Here is a 19,034-nt window from a genome sequence, read left to right as displayed (position 1 = left end):
GGGTCGGTGGGTGTGCGGTCGTCCGGGGTCGCCGGGGGTGTGAGGTCCGGGGTCGTCATGCGCCTGCCTCCGTGCCGTCGGTGGCCGCCAGGGTGAAGGCGTCCGGGTCCGGGGCGGGGGGCCGGGCGAGGCCCATGAGGCTCGGCACGAGCTCCTCCACGACCACTCCCTCGCCCCACTTGCCGCCCTCCTCGGGCATGAGCAGTTCCGCCACGTCCAGGACGTGGTGTCCCGCCATCGAGGGCAGGCAGCTGCCCCGGGCCGGGCCGATCGCCGCCGCCCAGTCCGGCGGGATCGCGTCCGCCCCCCTCGCGGCCCCGGCGAGGGCGCCGGCCACGGCCGCCGTGGTGTCCGCGTCGCGGCCCATGTTCACCGCCGTGAGCACGGCCTCGCGGAAGTCGCCGTCGGCCGCCGCGTACGCGCCGAAGGCGAGGGCGACCGCCTCGGGGGCGAGGTCGGTCCAGGGGTAGCCGCCGATGACGACGGCGGAGCGCACCGCCCGTTCGCCCCGGTGGGCCACCGCCACCGCCCGGCGCAGGGAGCGTGCCGTCCAGGAGTCCTCGGGGATCACGGCCAGGGCCGAGGCCACGACGGCGGCCGTCGGCGCTCCGGCCATGGCCGCCGCGACCCCCGCCGCGACCGCCTGTCCGCCGTGGATGCCCTCGCCGTCGTGGCTCACCGAGCCGTCGATCGCGACGAGCCGGGCCGCTTCGGCCGGGCGGCCCGCGGCGAAGACGCCGAAGGGCGCCGCCCGCATGGCCAGGCCGTCGCTCCAGGCGTGCCGGTGCTGGGCGGAGATCGGTGCGGCCAGGCCCCGGCGGAGGTTCTCCAGGGTGCCGCGTTCGCTGAAGCCGGCGCCGCGGAAGGGCCCCTCGTCGAGGTCGGCGATCCACTGGTGCCAGGCGGATTCCACGTGGGCCGGGGTGAGCGCCGAGCCGTGGCGGGCCAGCAGCAGGCCGGAGAAGATCGCGTACTCGGTGTCGTCGGTGCCGGCCGGCCGGTCGGCGACGTACCCCGTGATGCGGCCCCAGCGGGCGCGGATCTCGGAGGGTTTGAGGTTCTCCGCGGGGGCGCCCAGGGCGTCTCCCACGGCCAGGCCGAGAAGGGCGCCGCGCGCTCGGTCACGGATCGTCGGCATGGGCGGCCTCTCCTCCGGGGGTCCGCACGGGCGCGGAGCCTTCTGCCGGATGTGTCCCACCGTCGGCGGTTGACCAGAGCCTGAAATCCACTCATGTCACCCGGTCGACATCTGTGCAGACCTCATCTCGAATGAGCGCTCGAAGGTAAAGCCGCAGGTTAGCCGAGCCTTTCCTTGCTGGCGGCCAGGAATCCGCGGGCGTACTTTGGTGTTGTCACAAATTAGAATGTGTCCAAAGTTAGCTTTGGCTTAGCTACCTTCTCCGTCCGTCCTTTTCCGTCCCCGGGGGATCTTCATGGCCATCATCGAGACCGAGGCGCCACTGCACGAGGCGCACCGCGACAACCACACCCACCGCGACGTCAACGGGGGCTGGCTGCGCCCCGCCGTCTTCGGCGCGATGGACGGTCTCGTCTCGAACCTCGCGCTGATGACCGGCGTCGCCGGCGGATCGGTCGGCCAGCAGACCATCGTCATCACCGGTCTCGCGGGGCTCGCCGCCGGCGCCTTCTCCATGGCCGCCGGCGAGTACACCTCCGTCGCCTCGCAGCGCGAACTGGTCGAGGCCGAGCTGGACGTGGAGCGGCGGGAGCTGAAGAAGCACCCGCAGGACGAGGAGGCCGAGCTCGCCGCGCTGTACGTGTCGCGCGGCGTCGAGCCCGCGCTGGCGCGGCAGGTCGCGCAGCAGCTCTCGCGCGACCCGGAGCAGGCGCTGGAGATCCACGCCCGCGAGGAGCTGGGCATCGACCCCTCCGACCTGCCCTCGCCGCTGATCGCGGCCGTCTCCAGTTTCGGGGCCTTCGCGCTCGGCGCGCTGCTGCCCGTGCTGCCCTACCTGCTGGGGGCCTCCTCGCTGTGGCCGGCCGTGCTGCTCGCGCTCGCCGGCCTGTTCGGCTGCGGCGCGGTGGTGGCCCGGGTGACCGCGCGGACCTGGTGGTTCAGCGGGCTGCGCCAGCTCGCCCTCGGCGGCGCGGCGGCCGGTGTGACGTACGCCCTGGGCACCCTGTTCGGAACGGCCGTAGGATAGCTCGGATGCTACTTATGCAAGGGGCTGCATAAGTAGTTGTTACCGACTGGTTTCGGCTGCTCGACCAACGGGCATGAGCCGTAAGCGCTGTGGGCAATGACGCCTGCGGCGCACTCGCGGGGTGGGTGACGACGCTCCCTCCGCCCCCTTCCGGCCCGGCGGGCCACGATCTGATCGATCCCCTCCCGTCCGGTCCCCATACTTTTCGGCCACGTCCGCGGTACCCCGCCGTCGGCCCGTGGCGTCCGCATGCTGGAACGCGGTATCCGGTTCCCGAGAACCGCTCCATCATGTAACCTGCACGAAATTTTGCGTTACGCAGAGGGCCAACGTCGTCCCTTCGCCAGCAGACATGCCACTTGAGACGACGACGGGAGAGCCGATGCGTACGCCGCGCCAGCCGTCCCAGCATTCCGCGAATGGCCAGAACTGGTCCTTCATGGATGCTCGCCCTGCTGCGCAGGGTATGTACGACCCCCGCAACGAGCACGACGCCTGCGGCGTCGGTTTCGTGGCCACCCTCACCGGCGAGGCGAGCCATGCGCTGGTCGAGCAGGCGCTCACCGTTCTGCGCAACCTCGAACACCGCGGCGCCACCGGCTCTGAGCCGGACTCCGGCGACGGCGCGGGCATCCTGACCCAGGTCCCGGACGCCTTCTTCCGCGAGGTCGCCGGATTCGAGCTGCCCGAGGCCGGCCACTACGCCGTCGGCATCGCCTTCCTCCCCGAGGACGGCCTCGCCGAGACCGTCTCGCGCATCGAGACGATCGCCGACGACGAGGGCCTCACCGTCCTCGGCTGGCGCGACGTCCCCGTCGCCCCGGAGCTGCTGGGCGCCACCGCCCGCTCGACGATGCCCGCCTTCCGCCAGGTCTTCGTCACCGACGGCCGCTCGCAGGGCATCGACCTCGACCGCAAGGCGTTCGTGCTGCGCAAGCGCGCAGAACGCGAGGCCGGCGTGTACTTCCCGTCGCTGTCCGCGCGCACGATCGTCTACAAGGGCATGCTGACCACCGGCCAGCTGGAGCCCTTCTTCCCGGACCTGTCCGACCGCCGCTTCGCCTCGGCCGTGTCGCTCGTCCACTCGCGCTTCTCCACGAACACCTTCCCGTCGTGGCCCCTCGCGCACCCGTACCGCTTCGTCGCGCACAACGGTGAGATCAACACCGTCAAGGGCAACCGCAACTGGATGACCGCCCGGGAGTCGCAGCTCGTCTCGGACCTCTTCGGCTCCGACGAGAAGGCCATCGAGCGGATCTTCCCGGTGTGCACCCCGGACGCCTCCGACTCGGCGTCCTTCGACGAGGTGCTCGAACTGCTCCACCTCGGCGGCCGCTCCCTGCCGCACTCGGTGCTGATGATGATCCCGGAGGCGTGGGAGAACCACGACTCCATGGACCCGGCCCGGCGCGCCTTCTACCAGTTCCACTCCACGATGATGGAGCCCTGGGACGGCCCGGCCTGCGTCACCTTCACCGACGGCACCCAGGTCGGCGCCGTCCTCGACCGCAACGGCCTGCGCCCCGGCCGCTACTGGGTCACCGACGACGGCCTCGTCGTCCTCGGCTCCGAGGTCGGCGTCCTCGACATCGACCCGGCCAAGGTCGTCCGCAAGGGCCGCCTGCAGCCCGGCCGCATGTTCCTCGTCGACACCGCCGAGCACCGCATCATCGAGGACGACGAGATCAAGGCCCAGCTCGCCGCCGAGAACCCCTACGCCGAGTGGCTGGAAGCCGGCGAGATCGAGCTCGTCGACCTCCCCGAGCGCGAGCACATCGTGCACACCCACGCCTCGGTCACCCGCCGGCAGCAGACCTTCGGCTACACCGAGGAAGAGCTGCGCATCATCCTCGCCCCGATGGCCAAGACCGCGGGCGAGCCCCTCGGCTCCATGGGCACCGACTCGCCCATCGCCGCGCTCTCCGCCCGTCCGCGGCTGCTGTTCGACTACTTCACCCAGCTGTTCGCGCAGGTCACCAACCCGCCGCTGGACGCCATCCGCGAGGAGCTCGTCACCTCGCTGCGCTCCTCCCTCGGCCCCGAGGGCAACCTGCTCGAGCCCACCGCCGCGTCCTGTCGCTCGGTCACCCTGCCCTTCCCGGTGATCGACAACGACGAGCTGGCCAAGCTCATCCACATCAACGCCGACGGCGACATGCCCGGCTTCAAGGCCGCGACGCTCTCCGGCCTGTACCGGGTGCACGGCGGTGGCGACGCGCTCGCCGCCCGGATCGACGAGATCTGCGCCGAGGCCGACGCCGCCATCGACAACGGCGCCCGCCTCATCGTCCTGTCCGACCGCCACTCCGACGCCGAGCACGCGCCGATCCCTTCGCTGCTGCTCACCGCGGCCGTCCACCACCACCTCATCCGCACCAAGCAGCGCACCCAGGTGGGCCTGCTGGTCGAGGCCGGCGACGTCCGCGAGGTCCACCACGTCGCCCTGCTCATCGGGTTCGGCGCCGCCGCCGTCAACCCGTACCTGGCGATGGAGTCGGTCGAGGACCTGCTGCGCGCGGGCACCTTCCTCGACGGCATGGAGCCCGAGCAGGCGATCCGCAACCTGATCTACGCCCTCGGCAAGGGCGTCCTGAAGGTCATGTCCAAGATGGGCATCTCCACGGTCGCCTCCTACCGCGGCGCCCAGGTCTTCGAGGCCGTCGGCCTCGACGACGCGTTCGTCGAGCGCTACTTCAGCGGCACCGCCACCAAGATCGGCGGCATCGGCATCGACGTCGTCGCCAAGGAGGTCGCCGCCCGGCACGCCAAGGCCTACCCCGCCTCCGGCATCGCGCCGGCGCACCGCGCGCTGGACATAGGCGGCGAGTACCAGTGGCGCCGCGAGGGCGAGCCGCACCTGTTCGACCCCGAGACGGTCTTCCGCCTCCAGCACTCCACCCGCACGGCCCGCTACGACATCTTCAAGAAGTACACGGACCGCGTGAACGAGCAGTCCGAGCGCCTGATGACGCTGCGCGGCCTGTTCGGCCTCAAGTCGGACCGCCCCTCGATCCCCCTGGAGGAGGTCGAGCCGGTCTCCGAGATCGTCAAGCGCTTCTCCACCGGCGCCATGTCGTACGGCTCCATCTCCCAGGAGGCGCACGAGACCCTCGCCATCGCCATGAACCAGCTGGGCGGCAAGTCCAACACCGGTGAGGGCGGCGAGGACCCGGAGCGCCTGTACGACCCGGCGCGCCGCTCCAGCATCAAGCAGGTCGCCTCCGGCCGCTTCGGCGTGACCTCCGAGTACCTGGTCAACGCGGACGACATCCAGATCAAGATGGCCCAGGGCGCCAAGCCCGGCGAGGGCGGCCAGCTGCCCGGCCACAAGGTCTACCCGTGGGTCGCCAAGACCCGGCACTCCACCCCGGGCGTCGGCCTGATCTCCCCGCCGCCGCACCACGACATCTACTCCATCGAGGACCTGGCCCAGCTGATCCACGACCTGAAGAACGCGAATCCGCGGGCGCGGATCCACGTGAAGCTGGTCTCGGAGGTCGGCGTCGGCACGGTCGCCGCGGGCGTGTCCAAGGCGCACGCGGACGTCGTGCTCATCTCCGGCCACGACGGCGGCACCGGCGCCTCGCCGCTCACCTCGCTCAAGCACGCGGGCGGCCCCTGGGAGCTCGGCCTCGCCGAGACCCAGCAGACCCTGCTGCTCAACGGCCTGCGCGACCGCATCGTCGTCCAGACCGACGGACAGCTCAAGACCGGCCGTGACGTGATCATCGCCGCGCTGCTCGGCGCCGAGGAGTTCGGTTTCGCGACCGCCCCGCTCGTCGTCTCCGGCTGCGTCATGATGCGCGTCTGCCACCTGGACACCTGCCCCGTCGGCATCGCCACCCAGAACCCGGTGCTGCGCGACCGCTTCGCCGGCAAGGCCGAGTACGTCGTCAACTTCTTCCGGTTCATCGCCGAAGAGGTCCGCGAACTGCTGGCCGAACTGGGCTTCCGCTCGATCGAGGAGGCCGTCGGCCACGCCGAGGTCCTCGACGTCGAGCGCGCCGTCGACCACTGGAAGGCCCAGGGCCTCAACCTGGCCCCGCTCTTCCACGTGCCGGACCTGCCCGAGGGCGCCGCCCTGCACCAGGTCGTCCCGCAGGACCACGGTCTGGAGAAGGCGCTCGACAACCAGCTCATCAAGCTGGCCGCCGACGCGCTCGCCGCGGACTCCGCGACCGACGCCCAGCCGGTGCGCGCCCAGGTCTCCATCCGCAACATCAACCGCACGGTCGGCACCATGCTCGGCCACGAGGTGACCAAGCGGTTCGGCGGCGCGGGCCTGCCCGAGGACACCGTCGACATCACCTTCACCGGCTCCGCCGGCCAGTCCTTCGGCGCCTTCCTCCCGCGCGGCGTCACGCTGCGCCTGGAGGGCGACGCCAACGACTACGTCGGCAAGGGCCTCTCCGGCGGCCGGGTGATCGTCCGTCCCGACCGGGGCGCCGACCACCTCGCCGAGTACTCCACGATCGCGGGCAACACCATCGCCTACGGCGCGACCGGCGGCGAGCTGTTCCTGCGCGGGCGCACCGGCGAGCGGTTCTGCGTGCGCAACTCCGGCGCGACGGTCGTCTCCGAGGGCGTCGGCGACCACGGCTGCGAGTACATGACCGGTGGCCACGCGGTGGTCCTCGGCGAGACGGGCCGCAACTTCGCGGCCGGCATGTCCGGCGGCATCGCCTACGTGATCGACCTGGACCGCGACAACGTCAACGCCGGCAACCTCGCCGCCGTCGAGGCGCCGGACGACGCGGACAAGCAGTGGCTGCACGACGTGGTGCGCCGCCACGCCGAGGAGACCGGCTCCACGGTCGCCGAGAAGCTGCTGGCCGACTGGGACGTGGCCGCGGAACGCTTCAGCAAGATCATTCCCAGTGCCTACAAGGCAGTGCTCGCCGCCAAGGACGCCGCCGAGCAGGCGGGACTCTCCGAGTCCGAGATCACCGAGAAGATGATGGAGGCGGCGACCAATGGCTGACCCGAAGGGCTTTTTGAACCACGGCCGCGAGGTCGCCAAGTCCCGTCCCGTCGACGTGCGTCTGAAGGACTGGAACGAGGTCTACGTCCCCGGTTCGCTGCTGCCGATCATCGGCAAGCAGGCCAGCCGGTGCATGGACTGCGGCATCCCGTTCTGCCACAACGGCTGTCCGCTGGGGAACCTCATCCCCGAGTGGAACGACTACGCCTACCGCGAGGACTGGTCGGCCGCGTCGGAGCGACTGCACGCCACGAACAACTTCCCGGAGTTCACCGGGCGGCTGTGCCCGGCCCCCTGCGAGTCGGCGTGCGTGCTCGGCATCAACCAGCCGCCGGTCACCATCAAGAACGTCGAGGTCTCGATCATCGACAAGGCGTGGGAGACCGGGGACGTCGCCCCGCAGGCCCCCGAGCGCCTGTCGGGCAAGACCGTCGCGGTCATCGGTTCGGGCCCGGCGGGCCTGGCCGCCGCCCAGCAGCTGACGCGGGCCGGCCACACCGTCGCCGTCTACGAGCGCGCGGACCGCATCGGAGGCCTCCTGCGGTACGGCATCCCCGAGTTCAAGATGGAGAAGCGGCACATCAACCGCCGTATCGAGCAGATGCGCGCGGAGGGCACCCGCTTCCGCACGGGCATCGAGATCGGCCGCGACCTCAAGGCGACCGACCTCAAGAAGCGCTACGACGCCGTCGTCATCGCCGCCGGCGCCACGACCGCCCGCGACCTGCCGGTCCCCGGCCGTGAGCTCAAGGGCGTGTACCAGGCGATGGAGTACCTGCCGCTGGCCAACAAGGTGCAGGAGGGCGACTTCGTGGCGCCCCCGATCTCGGCCGAGGGCAAGCACGTCGTCGTCATCGGCGGCGGCGACACCGGCGCGGACTGCGTGGGCACCGCCCACCGTCAGGGCGCGGCCTCCGTCACCCAGCTGGAGATCATGCCCCGCCCGGGCGAGGAGCGGAACGCGGTCTCCCAGCCGTGGCCGACCTTCCCGATGCTGTACAAGGTCACCTCCGCGCACGAGGAGGGCGGCGAGCGGGTCTACTCCGTCTCCACCACGCACTTCGAGGGCGACGAGGACGGCAACGTCCAGTGGCTGCACCTGACCGAGGTCGAGTTCGTCGACGGCAAGCTGACCCAGAAGCCGGGCACGGAGCGCAAGATCCCCGCCCAGCTGGTGACGCTGGCGATGGGCTTCACCGGCACGGACCGCGAGAACGGTCTGGTCGAGCAGTTCGGCCTGGAGCTCGACGAGCGCGGCAACGTCGCCCGCGACGCCGACTTCGCGACCAACGTGCCGGGCGTGTACGTCGCCGGTGACGCGGGCCGCGGCCAGTCGCTCATCGTGTGGGCGATCGCGGAGGGCCGCTCGGCCGCCCGCGGCGTCGACCGGTTCCTCACCGGCGCCAGCGAGCTGCCGGCCCCGATCCGGCCGACGGACCGCTCGCTGATGGTCTGATCCCCCACTCCGGGGGAACCCCGAAACGTCCCGTACAACGGCGTGCGGAACACCACGCGGCGCCTGCCACGTCCCCGACCGGACCGGCAGGCGCCGCGGCATGTCCGCCGCACCCCGGGGGAGGCGCGGAGGCCGGGCGGGCCCCTACGGCGCCCGGAACGTCTCCCCGTACACCCGCCAGCGCAGCGGCGGGCGCAGGCCGAGGTTGCCCTCGCGCAGGAACGTGCGCTGGGCGGTGTCGACGCGCGAGGTGTCGACGCCGGGGTGCCGGATGAGCATGGCGCTGCGGCGGGCGTCGAGGAACGCGTCGAGGTAGGCGGTCTCGGCGCCGCCCTGGGCGGGGGTGCGGGCCTGGCGCATCGCACGGGCGCGGATGCCGTCGAAGCTGGTCGTCCCCGTGCCGGGGCCGTGGAAGACGAGAGCGTCGTAGTAGATGAACTGGCCCAGCGCGCCCAGCCCGTCGGCCCGGCCCCGGCGCACCGCCGGGTCGAAGTAGACGCGGTCGCGTTCGGCGTCCTGCGCGGCCCGGAAGGCGGGCGTGCGGGACTCGGTGCGCCAGGCGTCCGGGAAGCCGGGGTCGAGACCCTCGTGGGAGTCGGTGCCGTCGACACGGCGCAGGGCGGGCAGGTAGGGGGCGAGCGCGTTGTCCGGGTGGTCGCGGGTGTAGCCCTCGACCAGGGCGAGCAGATCGTGGGTGCCGGTGCAGAAGCCGATCAGGCCCGCCGTGTAGCCCTGGCCGTCGCCGATGTCCCCGACGTAGCCGTACGCGCTGCGCCAGTCCAGGGTGCCGTTCTCCGCGCTGGCCACGATCTGCTGGGCCAGTTCCTTCTGGGCCGGGGCGGCCAGACCGGGGACGCTCGCCCGTGCGTCGGCCGCCGGCCGGGCGGGCCGGGCCCGGCGCGGGGGCGCTGCGGACCGTTCGGCCGGTGCGGGCCGTGCCGAACGGGCGGGCTGGGCACGGCGGTCGGCCTGCGCGGGCCGTTCGCGCTGCACCGGGCCCGTGTCCTGGGCGGGTCGTGCGGTCTGCGAGGGGGTGAGCAGGTACACCGTCGACGCCACTGCGGCGCAGACCAGGGCGGCGGCACGTTTCATGCCGCACACCCTAGAGCGGGAATGTCGCGTTCATTGTCATTTCATCGTCATCGGTCGATGTGCGAACACATGGGCGAGCGGCGGCTGTTGTGGGAAGCTGTGCGCCATGGCCGCGATCAGTCTCACCAAGGTCCAGCAGACCGCGCCGGCGCTGGTCGACCTCTACAAGCGCGCCGGGGCGTCCCTCGCCGAGCACGGTCTCGACGGGCAGCGGGCCGCCGTCTACCTGGTCGTGGACTACTCGGGGTCGATGAAGCCGTACTACCAGGACGGCAGCGTGCAGGCCCTGGCCGACCGCGTGCTGGGGCTGTCGGCGCATCTCGACGACGACGGGCGGGTGCCGGTCGTCTTCTTCTCCACCGACGTCGACGCCGCCACCGACATCGCCCTGGCCGACCACCGGGGGCGGGTGGACGAGATCGTGGCCGGGCTCGGGCACATGGGCCGGACCAGCTACCACCTGGCCATGGACAGCCGTCATCGACCACTACCTCGACAGCGGCGCCAAGGACCCGGCGCTCGTCGTCTTCCAGACCGACGGCGGACCGATCAACAAGCTCGCCGCCGAACGGTATCTCTGCAAGGCCTCGAAGCTGCCGCTGTTCTGGCAGTTCATCGGCTTCGGCGACCGCGGCAGCAAGCAGTTCGACTTCCTGCGCAAGCTCGACGAGCTGCCCGTGCCGGCGAAGCGCGCCGTCGACAACGCCGGCTTCTTCCACGCCGGCGCGGACCCGCGCACGGTCTCGGACGCCGAGCTGTACGACCGGCTGGTGCGTGAGTTCCCGCAGTGGCTGGCGGCCGCCCGGGCCCGGGGGATCGTCACCGCGTAGCCGGGTCCGCCGCCCGCGGAGTCCGCACCGTTGGCTCGCCGGCGCCGCCGTGGCACCCTGAGGAGGGTGATCCGAGGGGGAGGCGACGACGCATGAGTGACGGCGCGCGATCGGTGAACGAGGGCGCGGGCGGCGGGAGTTCGGGGCGACGGGGCGAGCCGGGCCGGGGCGAGCGGGTCGCCGACTGGGCCGACGGGCGGCTCGGCCTGTACGCGCTGGCCAGGGCCAACCTGCGCAAGGTGTTCCCGGACCACTGGTCGTTCATGCTGGGCGAGATCTGCCTGTACAGCTTCCTCATCCTGCTCCTGACCGGCGTCTACCTCACCCTGTTCTTCGAGCCGAGCAGCGCCGAGGTCGTCTACCACGGCACGTACGTCCCGCTCAACGGCGTCACCATGACGAAGGCCTACGAGTCGACCCTGCACATCAGCTTCGACGTGCGCGGCGGGCTGCTGATCCGCCAGATCCACCACTGGGCGGCGCTGGTCTTCGTCACCGGGATGCTCGTGCACATGATGCGGGTGTTCTTCACCGGCGCGTTCCGCAAGCCGCGCGAGGTCAACTGGCTGTTCGGCTGGCTGCTGCTGTTCCTCGGCATCCTCACCGGCCTGACCGGCTACTCGCTCCCCGACGACCTGCTGTCCGGCACGGGGGTGCGGTTCGCGGACGGCGCGATCCTGTCCGTGCCGATCGTCGGCACGTACCTGTCGTTCTTCCTGTTCGGTGGGGAGTTCCCGGGGCACGACATCATCTCGCGGTTCTTCCCGATCCATGTGCTGCTGCTGCCCGGGATCATGCTGGGGCTCGTCGTCGCCCACCTCATCCTGGTGTTCTTCCACAAGCACACCCAGTACCCGGGGCCCGGACGCGACCAGAAGAGCGTGGTCGGCATGCCGTTCATGCCGGTCTACATGGCGAAGGCGGGCGGTTTCTTCTTCCTCGTCTTCGGCGTGCTGGCGGTGATGGGCGGGATCGCGAGCGTCAACCCGGTGTGGGCGTTCGGCCCCTACCGCCCGGACCTGGTGACGACCGGCGCTCAGCCCGACTGGTACCTCGGGTTCTCCGAGGGGCTGATCCGGGTGATGCCGGGATGGGAGATCAACGCCTGGGGCCACACCCTGGAGCTGGGCGTGCTGATCCCGTTCTCCCTCTTCCCGCTGATCCTGCTCGCCATCGGCGTCTACCCGTTCGTCGAGGCGTGGATCACCGGGGACCGGCGCGAGCACCACATCCTGGACCGGCCGCGCAACGCGCCCGTGCGCACCGGACTCGGGGCGGCCTGGCTCGCGCTCTACGTCGTGCTGCTGATCGGCGGCGGCAACGACATCGTCGCCACGCATCTGCACCTGTCCATCAACGCGATCACCTGGTTCGTGCGGGTGTCCGTGTTCGCGGCCCCGGTGATCGTCTTCACGGTCACCAAGCGCATCTGCCTGGGGCTTCAGCGCCGCGACCGCGACAAGGTGCTGCACGGGCGGGAGACGGGCACCATCAGGCGGCTGCCGCACGGCGAGTACGTCGAGGTCCACGAACCCCTGGGGCGGGGCGCGCTGTTCGCCCTCACCCAGCACGAGCAGAGCCCGCCGTACGCGATCGGCCCGCTCGTCGACCACAACGGTGTGCGGCGGCCGGTCACGGCGTCCCAGCGGGTGCGGGCGCGGCTGGCGCGGGCCATGTTCGGCCCCGGCAGCCACATCCCCAAGCCGACCGCGCGGGAGTACCGGGAGCTGACCGCGGGCCACGGGCACGGGGACGGACCCGGACCCGGGCACTGACGCCTGCCCGCGCCGGCTCCCGTCCGGTCCCTCACCGTCCCGACGGCGGCCAGGTGCGCAGCAGCACGTCGAGGGCGTCCAGGATCCGCGTCCAGGTCTCCTGGGTGTCGGGGGCGCTGTGGCTGAAGCCGCCGCCCATCTCCAGGCTGACGTAGCCGTGGAAGACGCTGCCCAGCAGACGCACGGCGTGCGTCTGGTCCGGCTCGGCGAGGTCGTAGCCGCGCAGGATCGCGCGGGTCATCCGGGCGTGCCGCCCGCCCGCGCTCGCGGCCGCCGCCTCGGGGTCCAGCCGCAGCTGGGCGGCGGCGTAGCGGCCGGGGTGCTCGCGGGCGTAGTCGCGGTAGACGTCGGCCAGCGCGGTCAGGGCGTCCTTGCCGGCCCGCCCGGCCAGCGCGACGTCGCCGCGGTCGGCCAGTTCGGCGAGCGCCAGCAGGGCGATCCGGGTCCGCAGATCGTCGGAGTTCCTCACATGCGAGTACAGGCTCGCGACCTTGACGTCGAAGCGCCTGGCCAGCGCCGAGACGGTCACCTGGTCGAAACCCACCTCGTCGGCCAGCTCGGCGCCCGCCCTGACCAGGCGTTCCGTGCTCAGCCCCACGCGCCCCATGATCGTCTCCCGCCCGGATCCCGTTGCTCGACGCGGCGAGCCGTCCGTCGATGCCGCGCAGCGAGCCGCTGCCGACGGCCATTATGCGCCACCCGTAACATCTTAAGCGTTTGCCTAAAGGCTTTAGGCAAATTAGCCTGGTCGACATGAAGCCGCTGACCGAACAGCAGATCCGCGCCGCGTTCGTGAACTGCACCAAGGGCGAGGCCACACGCCTGGCCGTACCGCGCGACCTGGCCGACCGGCCCTGGGACGACCTCGACTACCTCGGCTGGCGCGACCCCCAGGCCCCCGACCGGGCCTACCTCGCCGTGGAACTGGACGGCCGCCCCCGAGCGCTCCAGCTGCGCACGACCCACTCCGGCTCCTGGCAGGCCCGGCGCAGCATGTGCACGATGTGCCTGACCACCCACTCCGGCGGCGTCTCCCTCATGGTCGCGCCCAGGGCGGGCAGGGCCGGCCAGCAGGGCAACTCCGTGGGGGCCTACATGTGCAGCGATCTCGCCTGCTCGCTGTACGTGCGGGGCAAGCGGGACGCGGGCGCCGGAGCCCGGCTGCACGAGACGATCACGCTGGACGAGAAGATCGCGCGCACCGTGGCCAACCTCGCCGCGTTCGTCGCCAAGGTGAGCGCCCGGGTCTAGGGACCTTCTTTCCGGATCAGCCGGGAGTGCCCGGCGGGCGGGCCCGCAGCACCTCCGCGCGGCACTCGGCGGGCGTGCCCCAGGCCGTGCGCAGGGCGCGGGCCTTGGTGAGGTGCAGCGACAGGTCGTACTCCGCCGTGTAGCCGATCGCGCCGTGCAGCTGGAGCGCGGCGCGCGCACTCGCGTACGCCGCCTCGCCGGCGCACGCCTTCGCCGCGGCCACGTCCGCCGCCGACATCGTCACGGCCGCCCCCAGCACCAGGGGACGGGCGAACTCCAGGGCGATCTTCACGTCCGCCAGCCGGTGCTTGACCGCCTGGAACGACCCGATGGGCGCCCCGAACTGCACGCGCCGGCGCACGTGCGCCACCGTCCGCTCCAGCAGCGCCAGGCCGACGCCGAGCGCCTGGGCGGCCGTGGCGAGCCGCGCCCATCGCAGCGCCCGGTCCACGGCCGGGGCCGCGGTGAGCAGTTCGCCGCCCGGCGAGAGCCGGGTCAGCCGCCGGGCCGGGTCCAGCGACGGCCGCACCGGCCCGTGGCCGGGCGCGAGCCGCAGGCCGTCGGCGGCCAGCGCCAGCCGGAGCGTGGCCGCGTCGCCGTCCAGGGCGTAGCCGCCCTCGCGGGCGACCGTCGCCGTCGAGCGGCCCGAGGCCAGCGCGGCGAGGAACCGCTCGGCGGGACCCGGCTCGAGCAGCAGCGCCGCCGCCGCGACCGTCTCCACCAGCGGGCCCGGAACCGCGTGCCGCCCCAGCTCCACGAAGGCCACGGCCAGCTCCACCGGCCGGGGCCCGAGCCCCTCGTACTTCTCGGGGACCGCCAGGGCGAAGACGCCCGCGTCGGCGATCCGGGACCACAGCGCCTGCCCGCGCACCCGGTCCCCGCGGCTCCAGTCGCGCACCGCAGCCGCCGTGTCGGCCGCGCCCAGCATCGCGTCCAGCGACCGCGCGAACGCCAGCTGTTCGGCGTCCAGCAGGAACCGCATCGGCTCGGGCGCCCGCGACGCGGTCATGCGCGACGCCCCTTCGGCAGGCCGAGCAGGCGCTCGGCGACGATGTCGCGCTGGATCTCGTTGGCGCCCGCGTAGATCGGCCCGGCCAGGGCGAAGACGTACCCCTCGGCCCAGGGGGTGTCGCCCCGCTCGCCCTCCTCGCCCAGCAGGTCCAGCGCCGTCTCGTGCAGCGCGATGTCGTACTCCGACCAGAACACCTTGTTCAGGCTCGACTCCGGGCCGAGCCGCTCGCCGGCCAGGAAGCGGGAGGCGGCCGCCCAGGTGAACAGCTGGTACGCGCGGGCGCCGATCAGGGCGTCGGCGACCCGGTCCGCCGCGCCGGGCGGACCGCCCCGGTCCTGCCACAGGGCGTGCAACCGCTCGGCAGAGGCCAGGAAGCGGCCGGGGGAGCGGAGGGTGAGCCCGCGCTCGTTGGCCGCCGTCGACATCGCGATGCGCCAGCCCTCGCCCGGCCGGCCGATGACGTCCTCGTCCGGCACGAACACCTCGTCCAGGAACAGCTCGGCGAAGGCCGGTTTGCCGTCCAGGCGGCCGACGGGGCGGACCGTGACGCCGGGGGCCCGCAGGTCGAACATGAAGTAGCCGAGGCCCCGGTGCGGGGCGCCGGCGTCGGGATCGGTGCGGAACAGGCCGAAGGCGCGGTCGGCGAAGGCCGCGCGCGAGGACCACGCCTTCTGGCCGCTCAGCCGCCAGCCGCCGTCCGCGCGGACGGCCCTCGCGCGCAGCGACGCCAGGTCCGAGCCGGCCTCGGGCTCCGACCAGGCCTGCGCCCACACGACCTCGCCGGTGGCCATCGCGGGCAGCACGCGGGAGCGCTGCTCCTCGGTGCCGTGGTCGAACAGGGTGGGGGCCAGCAGGCTCAGGCCGTTCTGGCCGACCCGGCCGGGAGCGCCCGCCGCCCAGTACTCCTCCTCGAACAGCAGCCACCGCGTCAGCCCGCAGTCCCGGCCGCCATAGCGCGCCGGCCAGTTCACCGCCGACCAGCCGCCGGCCGCCAGCTCCGCCTCCCACGCGCGGTGCGCGGCGAAGCCCTCGGCGCTCTCCAGCGACGGCAGCGGCTCCGCCGGCACGTGCGCGCGCAGCCAGGCCCGGGCCTCGGCGCGGAACGCCTCGTCGGCGGGGGAGTGTGCGAGGTCCACGGCCACCCTCTTTCCCGGACGTTCTTCCCTAACAAGTGTTTGGTAGGTTAGCGTGCTGTCATGACGAACGTCGAGGGTCCGCCGTACGTTCCCGGACACGCGCTGCTCGGCGGACGCAGCGCGGTCATCACCGCGGCGGCCGGCGCGGGCATCGGCGGGGCCACCGCGCGCCGCTTCCTCGAAGAGGGCGCGCGCGTCATGATCAGCGACGCCCACCCCCGCCGCCTCAAGGCCTACGAGGCCGAACTCGCCGAGGAGTTCGGCCCAGGGTCGGTGGCGGCACTGCCCTGCGACGTCACCGACGAGCGCCAGGTGCGCGCCCTGTTCGACGCCGCCGTCGCCGCGCACGGCCGGCTGGACGTCGTCGTCAACAACGCCGGTCTCGGCGGCACCTCCCCGCTGGCCGACATGAGCGACGAGCAGTGGACACGGGTCCTCGACGTCACCCTGAACGGCACCTTCCGGTGCACCCGGGCCGCCCTGCGGCTGATGCGGGCGAGCGGCGGCGGCGTCATCGTCAACAACGCCTCCGTCGTCGGCTGGCGCGCCCAGGCCGGACAGGCGCACTACGCCGCCGCCAAGGCGGGCGTGATGGCCCTGACCCGCTGCGCGGCCGTCGAGGCGGCCCCCCACGGGGTGCGGGTCAACGCCGTCTCGCCGAGCCTCGCCATGCACCCGCACCTGGTGAAGGTCACCACGCCCGAACTGCTCGCGCAGCTCACCGAACGCGAGGCCTTCGGGCGGTACGCACAGCCCTGGGAGGTGGCCAACGTGATCGTCTTCCTGGCGTCGGACTACTCCTCGTACATGACGGGCGAGGTCGTCGCCGTCAGCAGCCAGCACGCCTGACGACCGGAGCAGCCCACAATGGACCCGTGCCGACCAAGAAGAAGCCCCAGGTGACCGCCGCGCCCGCGCGCCGCGGCGAACTGCTCGACACGGCCGCCGAGGTCTTCGCCGAGCAGGGCTACAACGCCACCACCGTGCGCAAGATCGCCGACCACGCGGGCATGCTCGCGGGCAGCCTCTACTACCACTTCGACTCCAAGGAGTCGATGCTCGAGGAGATCCTGCGCACCTTCCTCGACGAGCTGTGGAGCGGCTACGACACCGTCCTGGCGGCCGGCGAGGGCCCCCGCGAGACGCTCGAAGCGCTGGTCACCGAGTCGTTCCGGGAGATCGACCGGCACCGTGCCGCCGTCGCGATCTACCAGAAGGAGAGCCGCCAGCTCGTCGCGCAGGAACGGTTCGCGTTCCTCGCCGAGTCGCAGCGAAGGTTCGAGAAGGCGTGGCTGTCCACGCTGGAACGCGGCGTGGCGGACGGCGTCTTCCGCGCCGACCTCGACGTCCGGCTCACCTACCGCTTCGTCCGCGACACCGTCTGGGTCGCCGCGTCCTGGTACCGGCCCGGCGGACAGCACAGCCCCGAGGAGATCGCCCGGCAGTACCTGTCGATGGTGCTGGACGGCATCGCCGTACGACCGCCGGGCGCACAGCCGCGGGTCGACGGCCGCACATGACCGGCCGCACGCGAACCGCCGCACCTGAACAGCCGCACCCGGAACAACCGCACCTGGAACAACCGCACGTGGAACAGCCGAAGGTGAACAGTCCGAGCAAGTGCCCCTTTCCCTGAGGGAGTCGCCATGGCCGAGGCCTACATCGTCGAAGCGGTCCGCACGCCCGTCGGGCGGCGCGGGGGAGGTCTGTCCGGGGTGCACCCGGCCGACCTCGGAGCGCACGTGCTCAAGGAACTCGTCGCCCGCGCGGGCATCGACCCGGCGGCCGTCGAGGACGTCGTCTTCGGCTGCCTGGACACCGTCGGACCGCAGGCCGGGGACATCGCGCGCACCTGCTGGCTGGCCGCGGGCCTGCCCGAGGAGGTGCCCGGCGTCACCGTCGACCGCCAGTGCGGCTCCTCGCAGCAGGCCGTGCACTTCGCCGCACAGGGCGTGCTCTCGGGAACCCAGGACCTCGTCGTCGCGGGCGGCGTGCAGAACATGTCGCAGATCCCGATCGCCTACGCCACCCGGCAGGCCGCCGCACCGCTCGGCTTCACCGAGGGCCCCTTCGCGGGCAGCGCGGGCTGGCGCGCCCGCTACGGCGACCGGCCCGTCAACCAGTTCGCCGGCGCGGAGACGATCGCCGCCAAGTGGGGCATCACCCGCCGCGACCAGGAGGAGTTCGCCCTGCGCTCGCACCGCCGGGCCGTCCGCGCCCTCGACGAGGGCCGCTTCGCGCGCGAGACCGTCGCCCACGGGGACGTCACCGCCGACGAGGGACCACGCCGGGACACCTCCCTGGAGAAGATGGCCGCGCTCAAGCCCGTCATCGACGGCGGCACCGTCACCGCGGCCTGCTCCTCGCAGGTCTCCGACGGGGCGGCCGCCCTGCTGCTGGCCTCCGAGGACGCCGTGCGCACCCACGGACTGCGCCCCCGCGCCCGCGTGCACCACCTGTCCGTACGCGGCGAGGACCCCATCCGCATGCTCACCGCCCCCATCCCGGCCACCGCGCACGCCCTGAAGAAGACCGGCCTCACGATCGACGACATCGACCTCGTCGAGATCAACGAGGCGTTCGCGCCCGTCGTCCTGGCCTGGCTGAAGGAGACCGGCGCGGACCCGGACCGCGTCAACGTCAACGGCGGTGCCATCGCCCTGGGCCACCCCCTCGGCGCGACCGGCGCGAAGCTGATGACGACCCTCCTGCACGAACTCGAACGCACCGGCGGCCGCTACGGCCTGCAAACGATGTGCGAGGGCGGCGGCCAGGCCAACGTGACGATCATCGAACGGCTCTGAAGCCCTCCAGCAACGCCAGCACCGCCTCCGCCTCCCCCATCAGACGCCCCACCAGCTCCGCGCACGACGGCAGGTCGTCGATCACCCCGGCGACCTGCCCGGACGCCATCACCCCGGCATCCGTGCGCCCCTCCACCATCGCCGACCGCAACAGCATCGGCGTGTTCGCGGCGAGCAGCACCTGACTCCACGACAGGTCCTTGCCGTGGCGCAGCGCCAGCCCGTCACGGACCATCTGCCGCCAGGTCAGCCCCGACAGTCTGCGGAAGGCCGCCGCGTGGCGCACCGCCCGCAGCAGGGCCCCGGCGCGCCCCGCCTCCTCCAGCGCGCCCACCAGCTCCGAACGCAGCATGCGGTGCGGCAGACCGTCCACCGCCCGGGTGACGGTGACGTCCCGCACGCTCGCCGCCAGATACCGGGCCTTCACCGCGTCGGGGACCGGCGAGTCCGAGGTGAGCAGGAACCGCGTGCCCATGGCCACCCCCGCCGCCCCGTACGCCAGCGCCGCCGCCAGCCCCCGCCCGTCGAAGAA

14 protein-coding genes and 1 pseudogene are annotated in these 19,034 nt (G+C 72.5%); 9 read left to right on the top strand and 6 right to left on the bottom strand.

Annotated features, from left to right (window positions below; translation table 11 throughout):
* Positions 1-55: 55 nt before the first annotated feature.
* Positions 56-1,138, bottom strand: a complete 1,083-nt coding sequence (locus KMS84_RS32360; protein WP_256920056.1) for an ADP-ribosylglycohydrolase family protein — start codon at positions 1,136-1,138, stop codon at positions 56-58.
* 295 nt (positions 1,139-1,433) lie between these two features.
* Here KMS84_RS32360 and KMS84_RS32355 point away from each other — a divergent pair, with 295 nt between their 5' ends.
* From KMS84_RS32355 to KMS84_RS32345, 3 genes are all read left to right on the top strand, one after another.
* Positions 1,434-2,165 carry a VIT1/CCC1 transporter family protein gene (locus tag KMS84_RS32355; RefSeq protein ID WP_256920055.1) on the top strand — a complete coding sequence of 244 codons (732 nt, stop codon included), beginning with the start codon at positions 1,434-1,436 and terminating at the stop codon, positions 2,163-2,165.
* A 382-nt stretch (positions 2,166-2,547) separates the two neighbouring features.
* A complete protein-coding gene (gene gltB / locus KMS84_RS32350) occupies positions 2,548-7,146 on the top strand; it encodes a glutamate synthase large subunit (RefSeq protein WP_256920054.1) in 4,599 nt (1,532 codons plus the stop codon).
* The gene (locus KMS84_RS32345; protein ID WP_256920053.1) at positions 7,139-8,602 is read left to right on the top strand and encodes a glutamate synthase subunit beta; all 1,464 of its coding nucleotides are present in this window, start codon (positions 7,139-7,141) and stop codon (positions 8,600-8,602) included. The genes gltB and KMS84_RS32345 overlap by 8 nt, the downstream gene beginning before the upstream one ends.
* 144 nt (positions 8,603-8,746) lie before the next feature.
* On the opposite strand, the gene KMS84_RS32340 is transcribed toward KMS84_RS32345, so the two are convergent.
* A complete protein-coding gene (locus KMS84_RS32340) occupies positions 8,747-9,694 on the bottom strand; it encodes a chitosanase (RefSeq protein ID WP_256920052.1) in 948 nt (315 codons plus the stop codon).
* Positions 9,695-9,800: 106 nt separating this feature from the next.
* On the opposite strand from KMS84_RS32340, the pseudogene KMS84_RS32335 reads away from it, so the two are divergent.
* A pseudogene (locus tag KMS84_RS32335) lies at positions 9,801-10,524 on the top strand (vWA domain-containing protein).
* A 92-nt stretch (positions 10,525-10,616) separates the two neighbouring features.
* A complete protein-coding gene (gene qcrB, locus KMS84_RS32330; RefSeq protein WP_256920051.1) occupies positions 10,617-12,299 on the top strand; it encodes a cytochrome bc1 complex cytochrome b subunit in 1,683 nt (560 codons plus the stop codon).
* Positions 12,300-12,330: 31 nt separating this feature from the next.
* On the opposite strand, the gene KMS84_RS32325 is transcribed toward qcrB, so the two are convergent.
* Positions 12,331-12,906, bottom strand: a complete 576-nt coding sequence (locus KMS84_RS32325; protein ID WP_256920050.1) for a TetR/AcrR family transcriptional regulator — start codon at positions 12,904-12,906, stop codon at positions 12,331-12,333.
* Between the two features lie 146 nt (positions 12,907-13,052).
* Between KMS84_RS32325 and KMS84_RS32320 the strand changes: the two genes are divergently transcribed.
* On the top strand, positions 13,053-13,550 hold the full coding sequence (locus KMS84_RS32320) for an FBP domain-containing protein (RefSeq protein WP_256920049.1): 498 nt from the start codon (positions 13,053-13,055) through the stop codon (positions 13,548-13,550).
* A 16-nt stretch (positions 13,551-13,566) separates the two neighbouring features.
* On the opposite strand, the gene KMS84_RS32315 is transcribed toward KMS84_RS32320, so the two are convergent.
* Together KMS84_RS32315 and KMS84_RS32310 are read right to left on the bottom strand one after the other, a co-directional pair.
* Positions 13,567-14,532, bottom strand: coding sequence for an acyl-CoA dehydrogenase family protein (locus tag KMS84_RS32315; protein WP_256920057.1), 966 nt, complete (start codon positions 14,530-14,532; stop codon positions 13,567-13,569).
* Between the two features lie 23 nt (positions 14,533-14,555).
* Entirely contained in the window at positions 14,556-15,698 is a 1,143-nt protein-coding gene (locus KMS84_RS32310) for an acyl-CoA dehydrogenase family protein (RefSeq protein ID WP_256920048.1), read from the bottom strand.
* 60 nt (positions 15,699-15,758) lie between these two features.
* Here KMS84_RS32310 and KMS84_RS32305 point away from each other — a divergent pair, with 60 nt between their 5' ends.
* The 3 genes from KMS84_RS32305 (at position 15,759) to KMS84_RS32295 (ending at position 18,502) form a co-directional block, all read left to right on the top strand.
* Positions 15,759-16,547 carry an SDR family oxidoreductase gene (locus KMS84_RS32305; RefSeq protein ID WP_256920047.1) on the top strand — a complete coding sequence of 263 codons (789 nt, stop codon included), beginning with the start codon at positions 15,759-15,761 and terminating at the stop codon, positions 16,545-16,547.
* A gap of 26 nt (positions 16,548-16,573) precedes the next feature.
* Entirely contained in the window at positions 16,574-17,218 is a 645-nt protein-coding gene (locus tag KMS84_RS32300) for a TetR/AcrR family transcriptional regulator (RefSeq protein ID WP_256920046.1), read from the top strand.
* A gap of 126 nt (positions 17,219-17,344) precedes the next feature.
* A complete protein-coding gene (locus tag KMS84_RS32295; RefSeq protein WP_256920045.1) occupies positions 17,345-18,502 on the top strand; it encodes an acetyl-CoA C-acetyltransferase in 1,158 nt (385 codons plus the stop codon).
* On the opposite strand, the gene KMS84_RS32290 is transcribed toward KMS84_RS32295, so the two are convergent.
* The coding region (locus KMS84_RS32290) for a nitronate monooxygenase (RefSeq protein ID WP_256920044.1) at positions 18,486-19,034 on the bottom strand (549 nt) is incomplete at its 5' end. The two genes, KMS84_RS32295 and KMS84_RS32290, sit on opposite strands and share 17 nt — an antisense overlap.

The organism is Streptomyces hilarionis, from assembly GCF_024539675.1.
Taxonomy (GTDB): domain Bacteria; phylum Actinomycetota; class Actinomycetes; order Streptomycetales; family Streptomycetaceae; genus Streptomyces; species Streptomyces hilarionis.
Note: the sequence above shows the minus strand (reverse complement) of the source record. Positions and strands in the feature narration are given on the sequence as shown.

Excerpts from the sequence above, each read along its gene's own strand:
- KMS84_RS32315 (WP_256920057.1), bottom strand. The coding sequence starts at position 14,532 with ATGCGGTTCCTGCTGGACGCCGAACAGCTGGCGTTCGCGCGGTCGCTG.
- KMS84_RS32345 (WP_256920053.1), top strand. The coding sequence starts at position 7,139 with ATGGCTGACCCGAAGGGCTTTTTGAACCACGGCCGCGAGGTCGCCAAG.
- KMS84_RS32355 (WP_256920055.1), top strand. The coding sequence starts at position 1,434 with ATGGCCATCATCGAGACCGAGGCGCCACTGCACGAGGCGCACCGCGAC.
- KMS84_RS32320 (WP_256920049.1), top strand. The coding sequence starts at position 13,053 with ATGAAGCCGCTGACCGAACAGCAGATCCGCGCCGCGTTCGTGAACTGC.
- KMS84_RS32360 (WP_256920056.1), bottom strand. The coding sequence starts at position 1,138 with ATGCCGACGATCCGTGACCGAGCGCGCGGCGCCCTTCTCGGCCTGGCC.
- qcrB (WP_256920051.1), top strand. The coding sequence starts at position 10,617 with ATGAGTGACGGCGCGCGATCGGTGAACGAGGGCGCGGGCGGCGGGAGT.
- gltB (WP_256920054.1), top strand. The coding sequence starts at position 2,548 with ATGCGTACGCCGCGCCAGCCGTCCCAGCATTCCGCGAATGGCCAGAAC.
- KMS84_RS32295 (WP_256920045.1), top strand. The coding sequence starts at position 17,345 with ATGGCCGAGGCCTACATCGTCGAAGCGGTCCGCACGCCCGTCGGGCGG.
- KMS84_RS32325 (WP_256920050.1), bottom strand. The coding sequence starts at position 12,906 with ATGGGGCGCGTGGGGCTGAGCACGGAACGCCTGGTCAGGGCGGGCGCC.
- KMS84_RS32340 (WP_256920052.1), bottom strand. The coding sequence starts at position 9,694 with ATGAAACGTGCCGCCGCCCTGGTCTGCGCCGCAGTGGCGTCGACGGTG.
- KMS84_RS32305 (WP_256920047.1), top strand. The coding sequence starts at position 15,759 with ATGACGAACGTCGAGGGTCCGCCGTACGTTCCCGGACACGCGCTGCTC.